This is a genomic window from Planctellipticum variicoloris (assembly GCF_030622045.1).
Lineage (GTDB): Bacteria > Planctomycetota > Planctomycetia > Planctomycetales > Planctomycetaceae > Planctellipticum > Planctellipticum variicoloris.
In genome coordinates this window covers 5,639,198-5,664,201 of the sequence record NZ_CP130886.1, presented here as the reverse complement: position 1 = coordinate 5,664,201, position 25,004 = coordinate 5,639,198, and the positions used below count along the sequence as shown (strand labels likewise).

The following is a 25,004-nucleotide window of genomic DNA, read 5'->3' as shown; positions in this document are numbered from 1 at the left end:
TCTCTCATCTCACGTCCCAGCAGGATTTTCCCGATCGTGGCTGACAGCCCGGCTCTCTCGTTGCGCGATCTGCAGGAACTGATCCGCCGGATGTATGGCGCCAAAGACGCCGCACGCGGGGTCGACGGCACGTTCATGTGGCTGATGGAGGAGGTCGGCGAGCTGGCGGCCGCGCTTCGTGAAGGGTCGCACGAGGAGCTCGCTCTGGAGTTCGCCGACGTGCTGGCCTGGCTCGCGACGATCGCCAACGTCGCAGGCGTCGATCTGGACGCCGCCGTCCGCAAGAAGTACGGAAACGGCTGTCCGGGTTGCGGACAATTCGCCTGCGTGTGCGATCTCAGCGAAAAACCTTGACCGTTCTGCAGTCGAACGAACGGGGAACGATTCCATGCCGGCCCGCTGCAACGTCTGGTGCTTCGCTCTGTTCGTCGCCGCACTGCAGGCGTTCGCTTCAGCAGCGGATACGGCGGCGATCAACCAGGCGATTGCGCGCGGACGCGCCGTCCTGAAGCTGCAGTTTATCGACGCTCCGATCGGCGTCCTGGCCGCCTATGCGCTCGTCAAAACGGGGGAGCCGGTCGATGCGCCAATCGTACAGGCTGCGGTCAATCGCATCGTCTACCAGGTCCAGGCGGGAGAGTACACCAGCAGCAATAATCCTCAGCATCACATTTACGAGGCCGCCATCTCTTTGCTGCTGCTCGAAGCCACGGGGCCTGAGATTCACCCTTTCGAAATCGACGCGATCACGCAGTATCTACTGGCCCGTCAGAACGAAGCGGGCGTCTGGTACTACCCCAATCATCCCACGAACATCGGGGACACCAGTATCTCGCAGTACGGAATTCTTGGTCTGTGGGCGTCCGCCCGCATGGGCCGCGACATTCCCCGCGATGTCTGGGACCGCGCCGGACGCTGGCTCCTTTCGACGCAAAGGAGCGACGGGGGGTTTGTCTATCATCCGCACGAAGGCATGAGCCCGACGTTTTCGATGACCGCCGCCGGCACCGGCAGCCTGATGATCATCCGCCTGATGCTCCACGGGCAGAGCCGGCCGGCCGAGGCGCCGCTCGAAAAAGTCGAAGAGAAGCGTCCCGAGGACGCGGCGGCGCCGCCAGTCGCCGTTTCCGTCGCGATTCCGGGTCGCAAGCGCTACGGGATTCTGGAACCGGTTGCTCCCGTGGAAGAGCCCAAGAAGGCTGCGGGGGGGGCTCGATCGGGCGTTCCCCGCCTTTCCGCCAGCGAACTCGACAGTGCGATTCGCAAGGGAATCAGCCTGCTCGATCAGACGATCGTTGAGGGTCGGTATGCGCCGGGGACCTGGACCTGTTACTCGATGTACAGCATCGAACGAATCGGCGCACTGCATGGTTCAGCAAAGCTGGTTGACGTCGACTGGTACGACCGCGGCGCCGAGATTCTGTTTGCCGCGCAGCGGGGAAATGGCGAGTGGAGCGACAGCAACGGACCGACCTCCTCGACCAGTTTTGCACTGCTGTTTCTGACGAAGGCGACCGGCTCTGTCTTCAAGCCGTTGCCGAGGATTCTGGGGGGTGGTCTTCTCGTCGGCGGGCGCGGACTCCCTGCCGACTTGAACAACGCCAGATTGAACGGTGCAGACGTCGGGTCCAAGAAGCCCCGCAGCCCGATCGACGAGCTCCTGGCGAACCTGGAGAAAACAGTCGACGTCGAACTGCCGACCCTTCAGACCGAACTGGTGGAAGCGGTGCAGCTCGACCAGGCCCCCGGGATGGTCGGGCAGGTGCCCCGGCTCCGCAAACTGGCCGTCGATCCCCGTCCGGAAGTCCGCCGGACAGCCGTCTGGGCGCTCGCCCGTTCGCAGGACATCAGCGCGGCCCCGCTGCTGATCCGCAGTCTCGCCGATCCCGACGTCGCGGTTGTTCGCGAAGCCAGCTTCGGCCTGTGTATCCTCAGTCGCCGCCCCGAGGGCATGGGACTGGCCATCGAGCCGCTGGAAGGTCTGCCCGAAGACGCCACCGAGGAGCAGCAGTCCGATCATCTGCGAACCTGGCGGGCGGCCGCCATGAAGAAATGGAATGACTGGTACCTCAAGGTCCGTCCCTATGACGAACGGGACGATCGCCAGCAGATACAGACTCGCAAATAGCTCTCGAACCCCCTGATTCGGCTGCAGACCTCAATGGCTTCTCCCCGGGAACCTTCCGTTCGGCCGCCAGTTCTGCGCGTCACCCGCTTCGACCAGGTGATCGCGGGCGTGCTGGCGGTGTTTGCGGCGCTCGTGTTCGCCTTCGGCAGCGTCACGACTGTCTGGCTGACCAACCGCACCACCACCAAAGTGGCGATGGTTCCGGTCGAGCTTGTGGAGCTTCCCGGCGGCGACGAGGACGGCTCGCCCGACGAAACCTTGCGCGTCGACAGCCCCGATCCGGAACGGGCCGATGCGGCCCCCGAGGAGGAGAACGCCGAACAGACCGAGATCGAGCAGTCGCTGGAGACGGTCATCGAAATGTCCGAGGCGGCGACCGAACTGGTGCAGCAGCAGTTTGAGGTCGGCGTGCGCAACGTCGGCGTGGCGGGAAGCGCCAAGGGGACGGGGCGTCGGGGGCTGGGCGTCGGTCCCGGGATCGGCGGCATCCCCCGCGAGCAGCGCTGGTACGTCCGCTTCGGCGATCGGCTCACCGTCGACGAGTATGCCAAGCAGCTCGAATTCTTTGGCATTGAGCTGGGAGTGCTGCTCCCGGACGGTCGACTGGGATACGTCTCCAAGCTGACGCAGCCGGCTCCCGCTGTCCGCTACACCACCAGCGGGGCGGCCGAGCAGCGGCTCTACATGAGCTGGCAGGGGGGCGAACGGCGCAAGGCCGACCTGGAGCTGATCGGTCGAGCCGGGCTGAAAGTTCCGTTCGAGACGACCGTCCTGCACTTCTATCCGACGGAAACGGAAACCATGCTCGCCCGGCTGGAGCACGACTACCTCAATCGGCCGGTGGCGCAGATCAAACGGACCTACTTCGCCGTCGAGCGGGATGGCGCCGGCTACAAGTTCACAGTGACCGGCCAGACGGCCCACACGCCGAAAGTCGCCCGTTGACGCCGACGGGGGCTCCGTCGGGTGCAGCCGTGAATGGGCGGTCGAAGCGTCGGCGTTGCGGACGCCGAGACGATTGTTCGGCGTCTTGAACCCAGAAGCGGACGACGTCGCCCTCTGTCGTCACCCGGCTATCCGGCTCCCCTTGCGTCGCCCCGTCTTCCGCCGGAGAATTTGCGCCTGCTGACTCCGACCGAGATCGGAGCTGAGACTCGCCATCCCTTTTTTGCACCGGGACTTCCGACACATGACCCAGCCCGCTGACCGTCCGCTCGTTCACAATGTCTTCTTCGCGCTCAAAGACGAGTCGCCGGCAGCCATCCAGGCGCTGACCGAGGCCTGCCACAAGTACCTCAAAGGACATCCGGGCGAGTTGTTCTTTGCGGCCGGTCCGCTGGTGCAGGATCTGGCCCGGCCGGTCAACGTCCGCGACTTCCACGTCGCCCTGTGCGTCGTCTTCGCCAACCGCAAGGCTCACGACGACTACCAGACGGCTCCCAAGCACCTGCAGTTCATCGAAGAGCACAAGCCCACCTGGGCCGGCGTGCGAGTCTTCGATTCCTACGACGCATAGCCCGGGACCTCGCGGTTGCGACCAGCTCCCAGGCCGGCGGAAGAGCTTCCGCCGGCCTGATTCTTTCTGGCGGATTCGGCGGTCGCCGGTCGCGTTGCGGCAGAGTTTGCCGGTCGTTCCCCATTCCAGACAGTGAAACCTGAATTCTCAGCAGGACTTCAATCCTGCGACGAAACTGCGATTTGCCGATGCATCCGCCAGGTGCTACCACCCCGACTCGTCGTTTCACCGCCAATCCGGGCCGCTCGAAGTGAGCCGCCGATTGAAGGCGATCGACGCAACGTGACCTGCGGTCAGGTCGGAAAGTGGCGTCACACCATGGCGGCACGGGCGAGTCGATGGACGTGGGGGATTTTGCTGCTGGTCGCCGGGGCTGCTCCCCCGGCCTTCGCTCAGGACGACGGCGACGTCTCACCGAGTGAGACGCGGGCTCTGCTGCAACGTCTCGACAGTCTCGAAGCCGAGGTCAAGACGCTCCGCGACGGAGGCGTGCAGCCCGCCAGCCACACCGCGGCCGCCTTGCCGGATCCCGGCCCCGCGCTCGCGGAGTCTTCGGCAGGCTACTTCCAGACCCCCGCGGCCGCGCCCCCCAAACCCAAGTACCCGACGGTCCAGGTCAACGGCGTCTTCCAGGCAGAGATGGGGTTCTTCAATCAGGACGCCAACAGCCTGCACACCTACGCCCCCCTGCAGAACAACGGCCCGATTCAGAACGGGGCCGATTTTCGCAGGGCTCGACTGAATGCCAGGGGAAGTCTGTCCGAAACCGTCAACTACTTCTTTCAGATGGATTTCGCCTTCTTCGGCCGGCCGACCTTCACCGACGTCTGGGTCGAACAGACCGAAGTTCCGCTGCTCGGCGCCGTCCGCGTCGGCCAGTGGAAGCAGCCCTTCAGCCTCGAAGTCGTCAGCAGCTTCCGCTACACGACCTTCCTGGAACGCTCGGTCCTGTTTCAGGCCTTTACGCCCTTCCGACACCTGGGCGTCGGCTTCTATGACAAAAACGAAGATCTCACCGCGACCTGGGCGGCGTCGGTCTTCACCACCGGCCAGGACCAGTTCGGCGATTCGATCGCCAATGCGGGCGGCGTCGGCACGGCCGAGCGCATCACCTGGCTCCCCTACTGGGACGAAGCTTCAAATGGCAGATGCTATCTGCACGCCGGGCTCGGACACTACCTGAATGCTCCCCCCAATCATTCCACGTCGTTCCGCACCATTCCGGAGCTCTACATCGGGCAGAACGCGGCCGGCGCCGTCGGCACCAGCCAGCAGCCAGCTCCCGGCGCCTTCAACGGAACGCCTCCGCTCGTGAATACCGGGGCGCTGACCAACGTCAATGTCTTCAACGTCATCGGCAAGGAAGTCCTGTGGGTCAACGGCCCGCTGTCATTCCAGAGCGAAGCGATGGCGAACTTCGTGAGCCAGTCGGGCGGGTCGACGGCGACGCTGTGGGGCGTTTACGGACAGGTGGGTTACTTCCTGACCGGCGAGCATCGCCCCTACGACCGTAAGGCGGGAGCCATCGACCGCGTGATGCCCTTCCACGACTTCGATCCCCGCGGAGGCGAAGGGGGCTGGGGAGCTTGGGAATTGGCCGGGCGGATCTCGTACCTCGATCTCAACGACAAAAACATCCGCGGTGGAACGCTCAACGACTACACCGTCGGCGTGAACTGGTTCATCAACCCGAACTGGAAAATCGCGTTCAACTACATCCGCGCGAACTCGAAGTACCAGGCGCCCGGGCAACCCTACTACGGCCCCAGCAGCACCAACATCGTCGCCATGATGTGCCAGATCGACTTCTAACCCGCCGTGGGCGGGGCCGCTGCCGACTTGGAGATGGGTTGGGCGTAGATGGCCTGGACGGCGGCGGTGAGTCGGCGATTCCGATCCACTACCCACCACCCACTATCCACCTACTCTTCCAGTTCGACGTTCCAGTAGGCGTCGCTGAGGAACTGCTTCCAGCTCTTGGGCGACGTCTTCGGCCAGGCGTATTGAGGATGCCAGGCGGGACGGATTGGCGTCGTGGCCAGATTCATTCGGGCCTGGGTCGGCGTGCGATTGGCTTTGCGACGATTGCACTGCACGCAGGCCAGGACGCAGTTGACCCACGTCGACAGGCCGCCGTGCGACCGCGGGACGACGTGGTCGATGGTCAGTTCGGTGGTCCCCGGACGGCTGCCGCAGTACTGGCAGGTGAACCGGTCGCGCCGGTACAGGTTCCGCCGGGAGAACGGCACCGAGCCGCGGTGCTGCCGGTCGTACCGCGTCAGTGAAATGACTTCCGGCACCCGCAGTCGGAAACCGACTCCCTGGATGAACGGCTCGTCGTCCGCGGGGATCAGGCTCGCCCAGTCGGCCCACGAATAGAGCTGGTAGTCGTGATCGACGATCCGGGCCGTCCCGGCGCAGACGAGGCTCAGTGTGCGGGCCACGGGGACCACGCCCACCGGCTGCCAGCAGCGGTTCAGCACCAGCGTCGGACGTTGCAGGACTGCGGTCACGGTTCAATCCCTTGAGAAACGTCGACTCCCGTGGCGCTCGTTGTGGAGACAACGCCAGCGGAGACGTTCCGTGTGCAAGGAGCCCCGGACCGTCCTGCAGGTTCGCCCGTCGGGATAAACACGTCCTTATGGCGTACCACAAATTCTTCCCGGACGCCACGCTGCCGGCCCCGTTCCAATCCCGTCGCCGACCAGGATTCACGGAAAGTTCGCGGATTCACCTCGTTCCCAGGCGGGAGCCTGGGAACGCAATCTTTGGACGCTCCGCGTCCTCTTGGTGGCGCCTCGTCGGAGGTCAGGCGGACGAGGCGGAGCCTCGGAAGAGGGCGTTCCCAGGCGGGAGCCTGGGAACGAGGAAAAAATGGAAGACCTGCCGGACGCATCCAGCGCCGCATTCCCGCCACTGACCACTGACCACTGACAAATCCCAAAGAACCAATCACCAACTCCTCCCGACCTATCATCCCCCGCGCCGAGTCTCTACAGTGGATCTGCGGAGCGGGCTGGACGACCGCTGCGGGACCGCGAGGTTCCGGGGAGGAAAGTCCGGGCTTCACAGGACACGGTGGTGGGTAACGCCCACCGTCCGCAAGGACCGGGACAGTGCCACAGAAAACAAACCGCCGATCGACCGTCGCAAGACGGGCGAGGTAAGGGTGAAACGGTGCGGTAAGAGCGCACCAGCGGGCCGGGCGACCGGTCCGGCTCGGTAAACCCCACCGGAAGCAAGACCAAGCAGGAGGCAGAGCGCGGTTCGCCGCGCCACGGGTCGGTCCGGCCCGTACCCAGTCTCCGGGTAGGTTGCTCGAGGCGGCAGGCAACTGCCGCCCTAGAGAAATGGTCGTCCTCGACAGAACCCGGCTTACAGGCCCGCTCCGCGTTTTTTCGTTGATCGTTGATCGTTGATGGTTGATCGTCGATGGTTGGAAATCGGAGGCTCCGGCATTCCATTCCGGCCATCAACGATCAACCATCGACCATCAACGATTCCCCCCCCTCCCGCTGGCAAAGACCTGCCGCACGCATCAGAATGCGTGCATGCTTTGTCCTTGCAGGGGAGGTTCGCGGATGTCCTGGTTCACGCGCTCGGTCTGGCTCTCGGCACTACTGGTCACGGTCGCGGCGAACGCCGCCGAACCCCTCAAGCTCTCCCTGCGCGCAAAAGAGCAAGTCGGCCCCGCCGTCCAGGGCTGGAACGCGGTCGAGAAGCCGGCCACGTGGGATCCCGCCAGAACCGCCCTTGTCATCTGCGACATGTGGGACAAGCACTGGTGTCCCAATTCGACCCTGCGCGTCGGCCAGATGGCGGGCCGCATGAACGAAGTCGTCGCCGCCGCCCGCAAGCAGGGGGTGCTGATCATCCACTGCCCCAGCGACACGCTCGACTTCTACAAAGATCACCCCGCCCGCAAACGGGCTCAGGCGGCCCCGGTTGTTGAAGCGAAACGACCCCTCGAACGCTGGTGCCGGATCGATCCAGAGCGCGAACCGGCTCTGCCAATCGACGATACCGACGGCGGTTGCGACTGCGACGAACCGGTCAAGAACTATAAAGCCTGGTCTCGCCAGATCGCCGCCATCGAGATCCGCGACGAAGACGCCATCACCGATTCCGCCGAGGCCTATTATCTGATGCGGCAGCGGAGAATCGAGAACGTCCTCGTGATGGGCGTCCACACCAACATGTGCGTCCTCGGCCGGCCGTTTTCCATCCGCCAGATGGTCTACCAGGGACTCAACGTCGCCCTGGTCCGCGACCTGACCGACACCATGTACAACCCGGCGAAGGCCCCCTTCGTCAGCCACTTCACCGGGACCGACCTGGTCGTCGATCACATCGAAAAGTTCTGGTGCCCGACGATCACCAGCGACCAGCTCGCCGGGGGCGAGCCCTTCCGCTTCCCCACCGATACCCGCCCGCACGTCGCCATCCTGCTCGGCGAAGAGGAATACCAGACCGCAACCACGCTCCCCAAGTTCGCCGCCGAACATCTCGGCAAGTACTATCGGGTTACGCTGCTGTTCCTCGACGAAAAGTCCAAGACGAGATTCCCCGGCCTGGAAGCGATCAAGGACGCCGACGTGCTGTTTGTCAGCGCCCGCCGTCGACCGCTGATTCCGGCCCAGATGGAGCTGATCAAGTCGTACGTCGCCGCCGGCAAACCGGTGATCGGCATCCGGACCGCCAGCCATGCCTTCCACCTCCGCAATCAGCCGGCCCCCGCGGGTCTCGCCGACTGGCCGACGCTCGACGCCGACGTCTTCGGCGGCAGCTACTCGAATCACCACGGCCACAACCTCAAGTCGACGGTGTGGCCGCTGGCGGAAGCGAAGGATCACCCGATCCTCAAGGGGATCCCGCAGGCTGAGTTCACCGGTGGCGGCGGGCTCTACCAGACCTCCCCGCTGAAGCCCGGCGCCACCGAACTGATCCGCGGCAAAGTCGCCGGCGTCGAGCAGCAGGAACCGGTCGCCTGGACCTTCACTCGCAAAGATGGCGGCAAGTCGTTCTACACCTCGCTCGGCCACATCGATGACTTCCAGCGGCCGGAGTTCGTGGCGCTGCTGCAGAATGCCATTGCCTGGGCGGCGGACAGCGGAAAGCAGAAAGCGGAAGGCCAGACGAAGACCGACAGCGGCTGGCGAACGCTGAAGGTGCCGGGGACGTGGAATGACCTCGATCCGCAGCGACTGAGGGACTACGACGGCTTTGCCTGGTATCGATGCGGCATCAGCGTGCCCGCGACCTGGAAGAGCCGGTCTCTGTATCTGTATGTCGAAAACGTCGACAACGCCTGCGAGACCTTCTTCAACGGCGTGAAAATCGGCGTCAGCGGCAAGCTCCCCCCCGAGTACGAAAGCGGCCTCGTCTCCAATCAGCACCGCTACGTCGTCCCGCCCGAGATCGTCAAGACCGACGCCCCCAACATCGTCGCCATTCGGGTCTACGATCACGACGGCAACGCCGGATTCAAGGGAATCGCCCCCAGCCTCATCGGCGGCAACGAGGCGATCTCCACGACCGGCGAATGGCAGTTCCGCACCGGCGACGATCTCGCCTGGGCGAAAGAAACGCCCACCGAGCTGCCCAACTTTAACAGCGTGGGGCCGGTTCCCAAGCTCAGCCCGTTCGCGACGGTGATCCGCCGGCAGGTGCAGGACAAGCCGCTGACGCCGCAGCAGTCGATGGACCTGTTCAAGGTCCCCGACGACCTGGAAGTGGAGCTCGTCCTGTCGGAACCGCTCGTCGCGCAGCCGCTGTTCATGAACTTCGACGAGCGCGGCCGGCTGTGGGTGCTGCAGTACCTGCAATACCCGGAACCCGCCGGGCTGAAGCTCCTCAGCAAGGACCAGTGGTGGCGGGCGGTCTACGACAAGGTTCCCGAGCCGCCCCCCCACGGCGTCAAGGGCCGGGACAAGATCACCATTCACGAAGACACCGACGGCGACGGCAAGTTCGACGCGCATAAGACGTTCGTCGACGGTTTGAATATCGCGACGGCGTTTGCGCAGGGCCGGGGGGGCGTATTCGTGCTGAATCCGCCCTACCTGCTGTTCTATCCCGACAAAGATCGCGACGACATCCCGGACGGTGATCCGGAAGTCCTGCTGACCGGCTTCGGCCTCGAAGACACGCACTCGGTCATCAACAGCCTCCGCTGGGGTCCGGACGGCTGGCTCTACGCCGCCCAGGGGAGCACGGTCAGTGCCAACGTCAAACGTCCCGGCGAGAAGAACGGCGTCTTCACGCAGGGCCAGAACATCTGGCGCTACCACCCCGAATCGAAGCGGTATGAAGTCTTCTCCGAAGGAGGCGGCAACGCGTTCGGCGTGGAGATCGACGCCGACGGGCGGATCTTCTCCGGTCACAACGGCGGCAATACTCGCGGCTTCCACTACATGCAGGGAGCCTACTTGCAGAAGGGCTTCGGCAAGCACGGCTCGCTGGGCAATCCCTACTCGTTCGGCTACTTCCCCGCGATGGAGCACGGCGACTACGCCCGCTTCACGCACAATTTCGTCGTCTACGAAAGCGGCGCTCTGCCTGAGAGATACCAGGGAAAAATCTTCGCCGTGAACCCGATCACCAGCCACGTGATCATCAGCGAGCGGATTCCCGTCGGCAGCACGTTCAAAACGAAGGACGTGGGGATGGCGATCGAATCGGCCGACTCCTGGTTCCGCCCGGTCGACATCAAGGACGGCCCCGACGGCGCGCTCTACGTCGCCGACTGGTACGACGGTCAACTTGCCCACACGGCGAACTACCAGGGAGGCATCGACAAGGATCACGGGCGAATTTATCGAATTCAGCGTCGAGGGTTGAGCGTTGAGCGTCGAGAGCCGGAGAAGAAGCCGATGGATCTGGCGAAGCTTTCGACGCGGGAACTTCTCGATCGGTTGGATTCGCCGAACCGCTGGCTGCGGCAGACGTCTCTGCGCCTGCTGGAAGATCGTCCGGCTCAGGAGGTTGCTGCGGCGACGAAGCTGGATCCGCAGTTTGCGCCGGAGCATTCCCTCGAAACCATCAGCCTTACAGCGGTCGACGGCCGTCTCGCAGCCGATGAAGCTCTCGCCCTCAAGGCACTCACACAGGCGAAGAATCCAACCGTTCGGGAGTGGACCGTCCGGCTCCTCTGTGACAACGGAAAAGTCTCGCCCGCGCTGGCGGGTGCGCTGGCCAGCGCTGCCCGGACCGAGGCGAACATTGAAGTCCTCTGCCAGCTTGCCTGCTCGGCCAAGCGACTGTCGGCGGAGCAGGGGCTGCCGGTGGTCAACAATCTTCTGCACCGCTCCGAGTTCATCGACGATCCCCGGTTCCCGCTGCTGGTCTGGTGGGCGCTCGAAGTCCAGGTGCTGCCGGCTCACGATGCCGTCCTGGCGCTATTCAACAATCCCGACCTGTGGCGCGAACCGCTCGTCGAGAAGGAGATCCTCCCCCGGCTGATGCGGCGGTTCGCCGCGACGGGCAAACGCGAAGACCTCGCCATCTGTGCGAAGCTCCTTAAGCTGTCCCCCGGCAAGCCGAGCACGGAGGCTCTGATGCGCGGGTTCGAAGAAGCCTTCCAGGGCCGGTCCCTGACCGGCGTCCCCCCCGAACTGGTCGAGGCCCTCTCCAAAGCGGGCGGCGGCTCGCTGTCGCTCAAGATCCGCCAGGGGGACGCCCAGGCCATCGAAGAGGCCCTCGGGCAGATCGCCAACGAGAAGACGCCGGCCGGCAAGCGGATGGAATACATCCAGCTCTTCGGCGAAGTGAAGCATCCCCCCGCGGTCAATGTGCTGCTCGATGTACTGGGGAAGACCTCGGACGACGGCGTCAAAGCCGCCATTCTGGGTTCGCTGCAGGCGTATAACGACGACCGGATCGCCCCGGCGGTGCTCAAGCAGTACGGCCAGATCACGGACGACGTCCGCTCGGTCGCCCAGTCCCTGCTGGTCAGCCGGAAAAACACGGCTCTGGCGCTGCTGGAAGCGGTCGAGCGAGGCGAGATCAACGCGAAGGCGCTGCCGGTCGAGACGGTCCGCAAGCTGACCGCCCATCGCGACGAGCGGGTCGCTGCACTTGTCAAAAAGCTGTTCGGCAACGTCGAGGGGGCCAGCACGGCGGAGATGCAGGCCCAGTTCGAACGGGCGCTGGCCGCCATCAACGCGGGGGGCGGCGACCCGTACATCGGCAAGCCGCTCTATCTGCAGAGCTGCGGCAAGTGCCATCAGCTCCACGATCAGGGAGGTCAGATCGGCCCCAACCTGACCGCCTTCAAACGGGACGACAGCCGGACGATGCTGCTGAGCGTGATCAACCCGAGCGCTGAGATCCGCGAAGGCTTCGAGAATTTGCTGGCGGTGCTGGACGACGGCCGGATCGTGCAGGGCTTCCTGGTCGAACAGGACCCGCAGGTGGTCGTGCTGCGGAACACCGACGGCCAGACAATCGCGGTGGAACGCTCCGAGATCGACGAGCTCGTCCCGCAGAAGAAGAGCCTGATGCCGGAGGGGCTCCTCAAAGACCTGACCGAAGACCAGATCCGCCACCTGTTCGCGTACCTGCGCTCGACGCAGCCGCTGAATAATTGAGCGAGAAGGAGTAGGGTGAGTCGAGTCTTCGAGGCTCACCACTTCGTACTCGTGAGCTTGATGGACCGGTGCCATGCCCGACTATCGGCGATGGTATGGTCCTGGCGGAACGTATTTCTTCACGCTGGTCGCACAGGATCGACGCAGTATTTTTAACGACAACCGCGGCCGCTCTTGCCTGCGTTCAGCCTTTCGACGCGTTCGTCAACGCCGTCCGTTTCAGACAATCGCGATCGTCGTTCTGCCCGATCACCTGCATGTCATCTGGCAATTGCCTCGCGGCGATGATGGATTCTCAATTCGGTTGGGGCTCTTCAAGGAACAGTTCACACGCCGATTTCTCGCCGATGGTGGAACAGAAGGAAGCCGATCGGATTCGAGAGCCAGACGTCGCGAACGCGGCGTCTGGCAGCGACGTTTCTGGGAACATCTCTGTCGGAATGAAGACGACCTCTCTGAGAAGGTCAACTACATCCACTGGAACCCCGTGAAGCACGGCCTGGTACGGCACGTAGCGGATTATCGCTGGTCGTCTTTCCGCAGGTTCGTGAGGCTGGGACACTATCCGAAAGAGTGGGGCGGCGCAGACGAGGCTCGGCGATTTGATCACTGGGAATGGGAATAAAAGAAGTCACGGATGGTGAGCCTCGAAGACTCGACTCACCCTACTTCGCCAACGCCTTCCACAGTCCTGCCCTGATCCCAGAAATCCTCTCTTCGCCCTTTTTTTCGAAAATTCTTGGCAATTGCTCTTGCACTCCGCCGGAACCAGTGTCAGCGCGTTCCCTTGTCGGGTATGAGGCGGGCTGGATCCACGACGCGGATGGCCGCGTTGCTCGAGCGCACACGTCGGACAAGCGGGCCGGGTCAGGGCCCGAACCGGGCTTCTCTTCCGAGGGGCTCGCGGGGGCGCACCTCGTGTGCGCGGATACTTGGCGTCAAGTCCTCCCGACGTGTGACCGCACGGGGTTGACCTGATCGAAGCCAGCCGAAAACCGCGGCGGAGGGAACGGGGCACGACGCCCCACCCCCGCCGCGTCCGGCCGGACAACAATCAAATTCACCGTATTCCCATCGCGAACTCATCGAGTCCCGCGCAGCGCGATCGTGCGCGCAATCATTGCTGCGCTGCGGTTCTCTCCACATTCCTTCTTTCGCCCCTCCGGGGCTCTGACGCCTCAACCTCACTCGATCGACTCCGGGCTCACGCCGCGGGGCTATGACTCTTCCGCCCCTCCGGGGCTGGGACAACTGGCCAGCATCATTCTTTGATTCTCATTCTCTGGCTCTCGACTCTAAATCACCGGCCACGAATGTGAGGCGCGCGGCAGAGCGGAGGGATTGCAGTGGAAACGAGATGGGGAACCCTTACCTTGGAGGTATCACAACTCCAAACCAAGGAAGGAGTTCCCCATGGAAGGCATTCTTTCACCCCGGGCGGAGCGCGCCAAGCAGCGGTTGTCCGAGCAGTTGAAGTTTCTGAAGGACGCCGGGCTGAGAACGCGGTATCTGATCGTGATCCATCGACTGGAAGGACGTTCTCCCACCTGGATTGCCCGCTCGCTCAAGGTCGGTCGCAGCACCGTGTATCGGACCGAGCAGCGTTACGGGAAGGACGGCGAGATCGGTTTGTTCGACCGGCGGGGCGGCAACGGGCCACGGAAACTGACCGAGGAGTACCTGACGCAGTTGCGGGAGGTCGTGGCCGGCGATCCGCTGCAGGACGGCTGGAAGCGGCCGACCTGGACGCGGGAGATGCTGATCACAACGCTCCGTCGACGGACGAGTGTGAAGATCAGCCTGTCGACGATGAGCCGGGCCTTGCGGCTGATCGGGGCGCGGCGCGGACGACCGAAGCCAACGGTCGAGTGTCCGTGGCCGGAGGCCGAAAAACAGCAGTGTCTGGAGCAGATCGAGGAACTGGTGGCGCATCTGCCGACGGGCGAAGTGGCGGTCTGGGAGGACGAGATCGACATCCATCTCAATCCGAAGATCGGCGAGGACTGGATGCTCCGCGGGCAGCAGAAACAGGTTCTCACGCCGGGGAAGAACGAGAAGCGTTACCTGGCGGGGGCTCAGGATGCGCGGACGAAGGAGTTGATCGCGATCGAAGGCGACCGGAAGGACACGGCGTTGTTCGTACTGCTGCTGTGGGAGCTGACGCAGCGCTATCCGCAGGCGAAGAAGATCCATGTCGTCCTGGACAACTACGCGATCCATACGACCCGACTGGTGCGGGAGAGTCTGGCGACGCCGCTGGGGCGCAGGCTGCGCCTGCACTTCCTGCCGCCGTACTGTCCGGATCACAACCGGATCGAACGAACGTGGGAGGACTTACACGCCAACGTGACACGGAACCACAAATGCTCGACGATGCCGCAACTGATGCGAAACGTCCGCTCCTACATCCGCCGACACAACCACCGGCGACCGGCGGCGCTGTAGGAACGACCATCGAAGTGTTTCAGAATCGTGGCCGGTGATTTAGACTCTCGTCTCTCGATTCTCTTCGACATACCGCCTTCGACATTCGACATTTCTTCGTGGCGTCTCTGCGTTCCTCCCTGCGTCTTTGCGTGAAATCCTCCCTTCCCTACGGCGGAACAGCACTGTTCTTTCCAAGTTCCATCTGGACAAGCTGTAGGGTGAGTCGAGTCTTCGAGGCTCACCGCAACTTGTGATCACACAGGTGAGCCTCGCGGACTCGACTCACCCTACTTTGAAACTTGGAAGAGCCGTAAGCGGAACAGCCGTCGCAGTTGCCGCTCTCCCCGCCAGTCGCTATTTTGCCTCTTTGGTCTCGCGGATAATCGCATCAGGAGCTGAGCATGGGTTTGATGACTGGCAAGAAGGGTCTTGTCTTTGGCGTGGCCAACGATCACTCGATCGCCTGGGCGATCGCCGAGAAGCTGCACCAGGAGGGGGCTCATCTCGGTTTTACGCACCTGCCCGACAAAGATCCCGCCAACCCCAAGATGGAACGCCGGGTCCGCAAGCTCGCCGACCCGATCGGCGCGAAGCTCATCACCCCCTGCAACGTCCAGGACGATGCCGACCTCGACCGGGCCTTTGCCGCGGCGAAGGAGACGTTCGGCGAGCTCGATTTCGTCGTCCACTCGATCGCCTACGCCCCCATCGACGACCTCAAGGGCCCCGTCTACAACGTCAGCCGGGAAGGCTTCAAGACGTCGATGGACATCAGCGTCTACAGCCTGATGGCCGTCTGCAAGCGGGCTCGCGACCTGATGCCTCGCGGCGGCAGCATCATTACGCTGTCCTACCTGGGCGGCGAGCGGGTCATTCCCGGCTACAACGTGATGGGGCTCTGCAAGGCGGCGCTGGAGTCGAGCGTCGGCTACCTGGCCCACGAGCTGGGACCGCAGGGGATTCGCGTCAACGCCTTGAGCGCCGGCCCGATCAAGACCCTCAGCTCGTCTGCGGTCAAAGACTTCGACGTCATGCTGCAGATGTACGACGCGATGGCCCCGCTCCGCCGGAACGTGGAGATCGAAGAAGTCGGCAAGACCGGCCTCTACCTGGTCTCGGACTTGTCGACCGGCGTCACGGGCGAAACGCTGCACGTCGACTCGGGCTACCACGTGATGGGGGCGCCTCCTGCGGACGCCAAGTTCGGCTGAGCGCGAGCCGGTCGGTCGCAAATGATTTCCGGGAGCCCGCAGGCGATACAGCGTCTGCGGGCTCTCCATATTTCCGAGGGGATATCATGTCGTCAGTCACGCGCGTCGGAATCGCCGTGGTGGAACACCGGGGACGGTATCTGGTCGGAACGCGCGGGGCCGATCTCGTCCTGGCTGGCAAGGCCGAGTTCCCCGGCGGCAAGGCCGAGCGTGAGGAAGATCCCCAGGTTGCCGCCGTTCGCGAGTGCCGCGAGGAGACCGGGTTGGCAGTCACCGCCACCCGATTGCTGCACCAGGTGCGGCACACCTATGACCACGGCACAGTCGAACTGTTTTTCTGGCTCTGTCAGCCGCTCCCAACCGCGGAGGTCGTCGAGGAGCTGAACGGGTTCCGCTGGCTGACGCCGGCGGAGATGCGGCCCCTCGACTGGCCCGCGGCGAATCGGGCGGTGCTGGAAGAGTTGAGAGTTGAGAGTTGAGAGTTGAGCGTCGACGTTCGCGGCTCAGGCAGCCCGACGGACGGGGGCTGTGCGGCGGTTGGCGGCTTCGCTCAACACCGCCAGGAACTCGTGGTAGTTCCGGTCGAGCGAATGATCGATTGCCAGCTCGCAGGCTTCTTGACTCATCGCCTGCCGCAGGTCGGCGTCCAGCAGGGCCGTCATTGCCTTCTCCAGCTCGTCGAGGCTCCACGGGACCGGGATCACGAAACCTTCCTGGCCGGGAGTGACTAGTTCCCCCGCGCCGTTGAACTCTGTGGTGATGACTGGCAGCCCGCAGGCCAGCGCCTCCAGAACCGTCAGGCTGCAGGGGTCGTAGTAGGTCGGGTGGACGTAGGCGTCCGCCGCCGCATAGGCGGCCAGGGAATCCGCGATCGCACCGACAAACTGCACGCGGTTGCCGCAGCCCAGCCGATCGGCTTGCCGCCGGTAGCGTCCCGGCCGATCCTTACCGGCAATGACTAAGCGCGCGTTCGAGTCCTTCCGGGCGACTGCGGCGAAGGCGGCGATCAATTCGCGAACGCCCTTCAGAGCGAAGTTATGGGCGACCAGCAGGAAGACGGTTTCCTGACCGGCGAAACCCCAGGCCGTCCGTTGTGCGGACCGGAGCGACTGGCAGCGCGCGGGCGAGAACCGTTCGATGTCGACGCCGTTGTAGACCTGGCGGATTGCGGCCGTCGGAACGTGGTCCAGCGTCCGGTAGTGTCGTTCGGTCATCTCCGACAGGGCGATGATCAGCCGGCCGTCGGCCACATCGAACTGTCGTCGCTGCAGATCGAGCTGCTGGCGATAACGGGGCGCGACCGCCTGCAATCCTCGGCGGACCCAGCGCAGGGCTGGAGAAACGAGCAGATCGTTCTGCTGCAACGAGGCCTGGCGCGAGCCGCCGTGCGGCAGGATCACGTCGCCTGTCCAGGAGTGTCCCATGTCGGCGAGGACGTCGAAGTCCCGGCCGCAGGATGTCCGCTCGACCGCGTCCGCAAAGCCGGTCACTCCGTGCGTCGGCGGAACCGGAACCCAGCCGATGCCCGCCGCGGAGACTTCGGAGGACTGAGCCTGGCCGATGTGGACCACTTCGTGCCCGGCCCGGACCATGCGGGCGGCCATCTGAAACGTCCACTGCTCGGCGCCGCCGCGGGCGGGGTCCAGGTATTTGAGAATCAGGGCGATGCGCATGCGAGCGGGCTTTCAGTCGGAGAGCGATCAGGCGGCATCGCGCCGGGCGGAGTGACGTGACCAGAGCCGGCTGGCGGTTGCAAAGACCTGGTCCACCGACAGCTCTCGCATGCACTTGTGGTGCCCCAGCGGGCACTCGCGCTGCTGGCACGGACCGCAGTCGACGGCGAGCTGGACGTGTTCCGCCCTGGCGAAATGGGTTTCGCTCCAGGCGATGTGCGTGGGACCGAACAGCGTGACCACGGGGACATCGAACGCCGCCGCGAAGTGCCGGGGGCCGGAGTCGGTCGTCACCATCAGTTGAGACGCCTCGACTGCGGCCTTGGTCAAGCCGATGCTCAGCGGCTCGCCGGCCAGGCTGAGGACGGCGGGATGCCGGGCGGCTTCGGCGATCCAGCGGGCGTCGTCCCGTTCGGCCGGTCCGCAGAGGACCAGCACGCGCGCTCCCAGCTCGTCGACAAGCCGTCGAGCGAGCTCGGCGAAGGACTCCCGTGGCCAATTCTTGGCCCCGCCGAACGCCCCCCCCGTGTTCAAGGTGACCAGCGGTCGATTCTGCCACGACTCCGGAAACGTGGCGAGGACCTTCTGCACCGCCTGACGGTCTTCCGGCAGCAGGGCGAGCTCCAGTTGGCGGGTCGCAAGCAGTCCGCCGGCCCGGGCGGCCAGCGTCAGATAGTCGTCGAGCGCCGGATGCGGCACGCGCCGCTGGGGGGCGGGGACTGCATCCGTCAGCAGCCAGCGACGGCCGTCGCGGTCGAAGCCGATCCGCCGACGGGCGCCGGAAACCCACGCCAGCCAGGCCGACCGGAGCGAGTTCGGCAGGAGCACGGCGGCGTCGAAATGTTCGGACTGCAGGCGTCGCCAGAGCTTCCACCCGGAAAGGGCGGACGGCTGGGATTTCTTCTGGTAGAGAATGGTCCGGTCGAACAGATCGAGCCCGGCGAGCACGTCCCCGATCACCGGACGCATGATTCCGACCAGCTCCGCGTCCCGGTGGGCCAGACGGAGCGCCCGCAGCGCGGGGGTCGCCATCACGGCGTCGCCGACCCAGTTCGGGAGATAGATGGCCAGTTTCATCCGGCGCGTCGCTCCACCCGGCCGGCGTCGGGAACCGGGAAGGGAATGGTGTGGGCGGATTCTTCGCGGAGCCGGCGGACGATGTCCGTCGTCGACAGCCCGGGAGTGATGCCGAGCGCCTTGACCCGGCCGCCGTAGGACTGGACGACTTCGCGGCCGACGATTTCGTCGTCGCGATAGGTCCCCCCTTTGACCAGGACGTGAGGCTTGAGAGTTTCCAGGACTGAATGCGGCGTGTCTTCGTCGAAGACGACGACATAGTCCACGGATTCCAGGGCCGCGAGCATCTGGGCGCGATAGTCCTGGTCGAAGATCGGGCGATCCGGAGCTTTGCCGAGTCGGCGGACGCTGTCGTCGCTGTTGACCGCGACGATCAGGCAGTCCCCCTCGCGGGCGGCCTCCTGCAGATAGGAGACGTGCCCGGCGTGCAGTAGATCGAAGCAGCCGTTCGTCAGGACGATCTGCTGGCCGATCTTCTTGCGGGCGGAAACTTGTTTCTGCAGCTCAGAGAGCGTGCAGACTTTTCCGCCGCTGCGGCGGGCGCCCTGCAGCAGATCGGTCAGGATTTCCCGGCGGCTGATGGGGACGACGCCGATTTGTTCGACTTCCAGGCCGCCGGCGATGTTGGCCAGCCGGGAGAGGCTGACCGGATCGACCCCCGCCGCCATGCCGACGCCGATCATGGCGAGGACCATGTCGCCGGCGCCGGTGATGTCGTAGACCTCGCGGGTTCGCGTCGGCAGATGGATGGGCTCGGCGTCCCGGCGGGCGAGGACGATGCCGTCCCGATCGAGCGTGACGAACGCCATGTCGAGATCGAACTGCTCGACGAGCTGGTCGCCGGCAAGGAATGCTTCGGAAATCGACCGGACGTCGCGTCCGGTCGCCTTGCCCGTTTCCGAGCGATTGGGAGTGACGCCGGCCGCGCCGCGATAGAGGTTGTAATCGCCGCCGGCCGCCGGGTCGGCGACAACCGGGATGCCCGCCTTGCGTGCGGCTTCGATGAGCGGCTGCAGCACTTCGCTGGTGCAGACCCCCTTGGCGTAGTCTGAGATCAGGATGGCGTCGAAGTCCCGCAGACGGGGCAGCGTCTGACGGAGGAATTGGCGGGCCAGCTCGGACGAGACCGGCCGGCGGACTTCGCGGTCGACTCGCAGCATCTGATGTGGATGTCGATGCTGAGCCCGGCCCATGAACCGGACTTTGACGGTCGTCGGGCGATCGGGATCGCTCATGACTGCGGAGCAGTTGACGCCTGATCGTTCGAGCTCCTGCGAGACCAGCACGCCGTCGGAGTCGTGGCCGACGATGCCGGCGAGCGTCACTTCGGCATCCAGACCGCGGAGCATGTTCGCGACGTTCGCGGCGCCGCCGAGTCGATTTTCCTGACGTTCCTCGCGGAGCAGGATGACAGGCGCTTCCTGGCTGATGCGTTCGGCGTCGCCCCAGACGTAGCGGTCGAGGATCAGGTCCCCCAGGACCAGGATCCGGGGCGTACCGAGTTGCTCGACGATCTCAACGAGATGCTGCGACATGCGTCAGCCGTCCCTGGCTTGGCGAGTGTGACCCGTCGCTCCGCGACGGTGGCTGCGAGGGGGACCGGCGCGCACCGGCCCCTTCAGATCGGCGGAATCATCTCGCAGGACGGGAGTTAAGTCAATCCCGTTTCCCGTGTGAAACGGGGCCGGGTGCCGTCGGCCGGCGGATTCCCGTTGGTGCGACGTCCGGGCAGCGCTTCCTTCTGGCAGGGGCGCTGGCCGTCGCTACAGGGTGGTGCGCGGAGGGGCGTCGTCGCGCGGGTTGCACTCAGTCCGCCGTCCGTTCGAAGACTTTGTCGAGAAGCCCGGACAGGGATGTCTGAGCCACCTTATTCAGGGGATTTACTTCAAGCGGGACCGATATTTCGGGTCTTTCTCCGATTCTTCAACAGGCTGTCGGGCGGATTCAGTTTCACTCGTGGCGACAGTCGGCCGCCCACTTCCGGGCTCAGGTTTCGAAACGATCGTCTTGGCGTTCGCAAGGCCGGTTCTCCAACCAGCAATTCGCGACGGCGGCCCGAAGTGAGCTTCGATTCGAGATCCGATACGACTTCGAATCATTGAGATGTCGGTGTGCGCCGAGAACTCAAAAGTTCCATCGAGCGATGGACGTCGGTTTCTGAGTACGATGATTGCCGAACTCGGGCGGGCCGAATTCTCGCCCGTTCCAAATCTGCGGGATCAGGAGCAGACAACTATGAACAGTCGATGTCTTGCCGTCGCCGGCGGCGTTCTGATGTTTGTCGCGGTCGCGAGCTCGTCCTTGCTCGCCGCTCCCGGCGATCAGTACCCCGAGCACTTCGTCGATCTGCTGGAGATCGGTCAGCGGGTGATGCTGGTTTCCGTCAAGGACGCGGGGGCGTTTGAGATTCACGTCGTCGCGCGTCCTGTGGCGGGGAATGTGCGTGCGGACCGTATCCGGACGGTCATCGCCCGGGGACGGGACTACGTTTCCTTCCGCGCCGGCGAGGAGACGCTCCATGTCCCGCTGCATTCCATTCGTTCCATCACCGACGGTTCGCTCGACGTGCTCGAACGGCCGGTAACGCTGGAGCTGACTCGGGCGCCGCTTCGTTCGGCGATGGAGGCGCTGGCGAAAGAGATCGGCGTCCCGATCCAGATCGATGCGGACGCGCTGAAGACGGACGGCTACACGCTCAATATGCCGGTGAACGCCTCCCTCAAGGGAGCCCCGGGCCGAAGGCTGCTGACGATCGTTCAGCAGGATCAGCCGGAACTGGTCCTGGCGATTTTCGACGATCATTTCCTGTTGACGACCCGGGCGGCGGCGAAACGTGACAAGCTGGAGGTTCGCGACGTCCGGGGTGACGGGCCGCGCCGTTGATGTGCGCTGTCGCGGACTTCTGGTTGGGTCGGTGCGCCAGTGGAAACGTCACTCCAAGCCGCACGTGGTTCACGGATTGAATTTCATTCGCGAAGGGCGATCTACTCCGGTCGGGAGGCGTCGGCAGGGCCGGCTGCGGGAGCGGGCGACGAGGCCGGAACCGGCAGCGTTCCTTGCTGTTGCTCCTTCAGTCGTCGCAGGTCATTGCTGATCCGGGGCAGATTCCCCTGAATGGAGACGCGGAAGCCTTTGTGCGTGAGCGGGGTGCGGGCGAAGTCGAAGTTGCGGATTGCCGAGTGCGTGGCCCACGGATGATTGCTCCAGATGCCCCCACGGGCGACTTTGCCCGAGTTGGGCTGGATCGGTTCCTGCAGGCAGATCGGGTCGTTCACCGGTCCGACGCGATAATAGTCCTGCTGGTGCCAGTCCAGGCACCACTCGTCGATGTTGCCGTGCATGTCGAACAGGCCCCAGGGGTTCGGCTTCCGGCTGCCGACATCCGCCACCGATTTCGCGATCCCGTCGTGAAACACGGCATACTGCCGCAGGTCTCGTTCGTCATCGCCGAACGACCAGAGGGTCTGGCTGCCGGCCCGGCAGGCGTACTCCCACTGGGCCTCGCTCGGCAGGTCGTAGCGCAATCCTTCCTTCTCGCTCAGCCAGACGCAAAAGGCCCGTGCGTCGTGCCAGCTCACGCCGACGACCGGTCGGCGGTCGACGCCGGGATTTGCCGCAAACGTCTTCCAGGTGAATGCTGGCTTGGATTGTTCCTCCATTGTTGAGCGATAGCCCGTTTCTTCGACGAACAGGCGGAACTGGGCCACGGTGACTTCGTGGATGCCGAGGTAGAACGGCTGCGTCAGCGTCACCCGATGCCGCGGCCCGCTGGAACTGACCACGAACTTGTCGTAGTCGGAGCCCTTTTCCCGCGTGAGCCGCGCCTGGAGGTCGCGCAGCTCCTCAGGGGTCGCCCCCATTTCGAATTCGCCGGGAGGAATCAGGCGCAGCGTGATTCCAAGGGGGTCGGCCAACTGCACGGGCAACGCGTGCTGGTCGGCATAGGCGGCCTGAACCGCGGCGGCTTCTTCGGCGGAGAGCGGCTTCGGCTCGGCCTTCGGTACGATCGGCAGCTTGGGCCGCTCCGGTTCCGCAGTCACCGACATCAGCACGTGGATGTCGTCACCGGGATAGATGCGGTACGTCATCGTTGGCGCTCGCCACTGCTGGTGCTGAAACGTCCAGGGCCAGGTGCGCCGGTTCGCGACCATGTCATAGAAGCGATAGCCCGAGGCTGGAACGGGGCGGAACTCGTAGGTCCCGGCGGCGATCTCGACATTGTCGAAACCGCCGTAATCTCCGATGAGCTGCCCGTCGCGATAAACCTCAAGCCGAATCGTGCCGTCTGACTGGCGGAACGACAGTCGTCCGCGACCGGCGATTCTGAGGCTGATCGTCGGCCCCACGAGCAGCACAACGATGAACAGGATCATGGCTGCCGTCGCCAGACTGAACCTGGATGCCAGCCATCGGTATGTACGGCGAACCCTCGCGACCACGGGTTCCGATTGAAGGGGCGCCGGCGCCAGCCCCTGCTGGTGAGCCAGGTGCTCGCTGAGCAGCCGGGCGACTTCCTCGGCGGTCTGATAGCGATCCTGCGGATCCTTGGCCAACAGTCGACTGATGATTGCGCAGAGCCATTCGGGGATGTCCGGATTGATCTCGCGAATCGGGCGGGGGGCGTCCTCGCAGACGCGTTTGAGGACCGCCAGCGTGGTCGTCGCCCGGAACGGAGCGTGACCGGTGCACAGGACGTAGAGCACGCTGCCCAGGCTGAACAGGTCGCTCCGGTGATCGACGGTCAGCCCTTCGGCCTGCTCGGGGGACATATACTGCGGCGTTCCGGCGATGACGCCGCTCTGCGTGTGGCTGGCGTCGTCGGCGATGCGCGCCAGGCCGAAGTCGGTCAGCTTGACCCGTTCGACGCCGTTCTCCAGCAGGATGTTCGCCGGCTTGATATCGCGATGAACCAGCCCCTGCTTGTGGGCGGCCGCGAGTCCTGCGGCGATCTGATAGCCGATCCGCAGAATCTCCGGCAGGCTCGGCGGGCCCTGGCGATCGAGCTTCTCCTGCAGCGAGCAGCCCTCGACGTACTGCATGACGATGAACGGCGGCCGGTGCTCCTCGTCGACCGCGTGAATGGTGACCACGTGTTCGTGGGCAATGGCGGCCGCCGCGCGGGCCTCCCGGATGAACCGTCGGCGGGCCGTGGCGTGGGCGGCCAGTTCGCCGGAAATGATCTTGATCGCGACAATTCGGTGGAGCTGTTCGTCGAAGGCCTTGAAGACGGTCCCCATGCCCCCTTGCCCGACCACGGCGAGAATGTGGTAGTGGCCCAGTCGTCCGAGTGAGTCAGGCCGGGTGGCCGGCGCCAGGAATTCCAGTCCGACCAGATCGCCGGCGACCGTCTTGGCTTCTGGCAGGCTGGAGCGGACTTGAGTCGCCGGTACTGATCCGCCGAACTGCTCGACGACCGGGCGTTCCAGAAACCCGCCGGCCGCGTCGTGGGCGGCCAGCAGCGTTTCCAGCTCCCGGCGTTGCTCCGGATTTCCGGCGCAGACCCGATCGAGGTAGGCTGCCCGGTCGGCGGGTGTGGGTTGATTGAGGGCCGTTTCGAAGATGGTGGGGTCGTGCATTGTGGAATCTTCCCCGTCGCGGGATGTCGAGTCGTCTGCTCCACCATGCGAAAACCGCAGCGGATCGGGCTCATTCGGTCCGCAGATTCTCCGAGGAATTCGGATCCGGCGGACTGCCGGTCAGTTCCCGATATAACCACGCCCGCGCGTAAGTCCAGTGCCGCTTTACGGTTGCGGTTGAGATTCCCAGGGCGTTGGCGGCTTCTTCCACCGTCAGACCGGCGAAGTACCGCAGCTCGACAAGCCTGGCTTTTTCCGGGTCTTCGGCGGCCAGCTTCGTCAGGGCCTCGTCGAGCGCCAGCAGATCCTCGACCGGCTCGGGGAGCGTGATCGCGTACTCCTCCGCGTCGTGCCGGACCTGTCCCCCTCCCCGTTTGAGGGCATGCTTCCGCCGGGCGTGGTCGACGAGGATTCGTCGCATGGACTCGGCCGCAGCGGCAAAAAAGTGCCCGCGATGATCCCATCGATCGGGTCCCGCTCCCCGCACCAGCCGGACATAGGCCTCGTGGACCAGGGCCGTGGCCTGCAGGGTATGGCCGGAGGCTTCGCGGCCGAGCTGAACCGCTGCGAGTCGCCGCAGTTCGTCGTAGACGACGGGGAGGAGCTCGGCGGCCGCGCGGCCGTCGCCGGTGTCGATTCTCTGCAGGAGTTGCGTCACGTCGGTCATGGTTCCGGGACAGTGTACCGGAGGAGTTGCCCGGACTGAATGGGGGACAATGCGAGATTGCCACGGCATGCCGCAAGGGCGCGTCGCGTGTTATTCTGTCCGAACGTCACCCGCGGAACGCCACGATGCGGGCCGCGGTGT

At 64.6% G+C, this 25,004-nt stretch carries 17 protein-coding genes and 1 other RNA gene; 12 read left to right on the top strand and 6 right to left on the bottom strand.

From position 1 onward, the window contains the following. The first annotated feature begins 90 nt into the window (after positions 1-90). The 5 genes from SH412_RS22075 (at position 91) to SH412_RS22055 (ending at position 5,456) form a co-directional block, all read left to right on the top strand. Positions 91-354, top strand: coding sequence for a MazG nucleotide pyrophosphohydrolase domain-containing protein (locus SH412_RS22075; protein WP_419555824.1), 264 nt, complete (start codon positions 91-93; stop codon positions 352-354). 34 nt (positions 355-388) lie between these two features. Next, positions 389-2,128, top strand: a complete 1,740-nt coding sequence (locus SH412_RS22070; RefSeq protein WP_336520192.1) for a HEAT repeat domain-containing protein — start codon at positions 389-391, stop codon at positions 2,126-2,128. Between the two features lie 33 nt (positions 2,129-2,161). Beyond that, positions 2,162-3,073: a hypothetical protein gene (locus SH412_RS22065; protein WP_336520191.1), complete on the top strand. Its 912-nt coding sequence runs from the start codon at positions 2,162-2,164 to the stop codon at positions 3,071-3,073. Positions 3,074-3,317: 244 nt separating this feature from the next. Beyond that, entirely contained in the window at positions 3,318-3,644 is a 327-nt protein-coding gene (locus SH412_RS22060; RefSeq protein ID WP_336520190.1) for a Dabb family protein, read from the top strand. Between the two features lie 318 nt (positions 3,645-3,962). Further along, positions 3,963-5,456 carry an OprO/OprP family phosphate-selective porin gene (locus SH412_RS22055; RefSeq protein ID WP_336520189.1) on the top strand — a complete coding sequence of 498 codons (1,494 nt, stop codon included), beginning with the start codon at positions 3,963-3,965 and terminating at the stop codon, positions 5,454-5,456. Positions 5,457-5,566: 110 nt separating this feature from the next. On the opposite strand, the gene SH412_RS22050 is transcribed toward SH412_RS22055, so the two are convergent. Next, positions 5,567-6,157 carry an HNH endonuclease gene (locus SH412_RS22050; RefSeq protein WP_336520188.1) on the bottom strand — a complete coding sequence of 197 codons (591 nt, stop codon included), beginning with the start codon at positions 6,155-6,157 and terminating at the stop codon, positions 5,567-5,569. Between the two features lie 495 nt (positions 6,158-6,652). Between SH412_RS22050 and rnpB the strand changes: the two genes are divergently transcribed. The 6 genes from rnpB to SH412_RS22020 all read left to right on the top strand — a co-directional run bounded on the left by rnpB (position 6,653) and on the right by SH412_RS22020 (position 16,349). Then, positions 6,653-7,038, top strand: an RNA gene (gene rnpB, locus SH412_RS22045) — RNase P RNA component class A. A 187-nt stretch (positions 7,039-7,225) separates the two neighbouring features. Further along, positions 7,226-12,232, top strand: a complete 5,007-nt coding sequence (locus tag SH412_RS22040; protein ID WP_336520187.1) for a PVC-type heme-binding CxxCH protein — start codon at positions 7,226-7,228, stop codon at positions 12,230-12,232. A 73-nt stretch (positions 12,233-12,305) separates the two neighbouring features. After that, entirely contained in the window at positions 12,306-12,857 is a 552-nt protein-coding gene (locus tag SH412_RS22035; RefSeq protein WP_336520186.1) for an REP-associated tyrosine transposase, read from the top strand. 788 nt (positions 12,858-13,645) lie between these two features. Next, positions 13,646-14,677: an IS630 family transposase gene (locus tag SH412_RS22030; RefSeq protein WP_336518647.1), complete on the top strand. Its 1,032-nt coding sequence runs from the start codon at positions 13,646-13,648 to the stop codon at positions 14,675-14,677. 383 nt (positions 14,678-15,060) lie between these two features. Then, positions 15,061-15,870 carry an enoyl-ACP reductase FabI gene (locus SH412_RS22025; RefSeq protein ID WP_336520185.1) on the top strand — a complete coding sequence of 270 codons (810 nt, stop codon included), beginning with the start codon at positions 15,061-15,063 and terminating at the stop codon, positions 15,868-15,870. An 86-nt stretch (positions 15,871-15,956) separates the two neighbouring features. Next, positions 15,957-16,349 (top strand): (deoxy)nucleoside triphosphate pyrophosphohydrolase, encoded by a 393-nt coding sequence (locus SH412_RS22020; RefSeq protein ID WP_336520184.1) that lies wholly within the window; start codon positions 15,957-15,959, stop codon positions 16,347-16,349. 24 nt (positions 16,350-16,373) lie between these two features. On the opposite strand, the gene SH412_RS22015 is transcribed toward SH412_RS22020, so the two are convergent. Genes SH412_RS22015 through rfaE2 form a run of 3 tightly spaced genes read right to left on the bottom strand, consistent with a single transcriptional unit; the run spans position 16,374 to position 20,155 of the window. After that, a complete protein-coding gene (locus SH412_RS22015) occupies positions 16,374-17,543 on the bottom strand; it encodes a glycosyltransferase family 4 protein (RefSeq protein ID WP_336520183.1) in 1,170 nt (389 codons plus the stop codon). Positions 17,544-17,570: 27 nt separating this feature from the next. Continuing rightward, entirely contained in the window at positions 17,571-18,620 is a 1,050-nt protein-coding gene (gene waaF, locus SH412_RS22010) for a lipopolysaccharide heptosyltransferase II (RefSeq protein ID WP_336520182.1), read from the bottom strand. Next, on the bottom strand, positions 18,617-20,155 hold the full coding sequence (gene rfaE2, locus SH412_RS22005; RefSeq protein WP_336520181.1) for a D-glycero-beta-D-manno-heptose 1-phosphate adenylyltransferase: 1,539 nt from the start codon (positions 20,153-20,155) through the stop codon (positions 18,617-18,619). The genes waaF and rfaE2 overlap by 4 nt, the downstream gene beginning before the upstream one ends. Before the next feature lie 700 nt (positions 20,156-20,855). Here rfaE2 and SH412_RS22000 point away from each other — a divergent pair. Further along, on the top strand, positions 20,856-21,503 hold the full coding sequence (locus SH412_RS22000; RefSeq protein WP_336520180.1) for a hypothetical protein: 648 nt from the start codon (positions 20,856-20,858) through the stop codon (positions 21,501-21,503). A 101-nt stretch (positions 21,504-21,604) separates the two neighbouring features. Here the strand turns inward: SH412_RS22000 and SH412_RS21995 are convergent, their stop codons facing one another. Together SH412_RS21995 and SH412_RS21990 are read right to left on the bottom strand one after the other, a co-directional pair. Beyond that, positions 21,605-24,196, bottom strand: coding sequence for a bifunctional serine/threonine-protein kinase/formylglycine-generating enzyme family protein (locus SH412_RS21995; RefSeq protein ID WP_336520179.1), 2,592 nt, complete (start codon positions 24,194-24,196; stop codon positions 21,605-21,607). Positions 24,197-24,266: 70 nt separating this feature from the next. Beyond that, entirely contained in the window at positions 24,267-24,863 is a 597-nt protein-coding gene (locus SH412_RS21990) for an ECF-type sigma factor (RefSeq protein WP_336520178.1), read from the bottom strand. Positions 24,864-25,004: the final 141 nt, after the last annotated feature.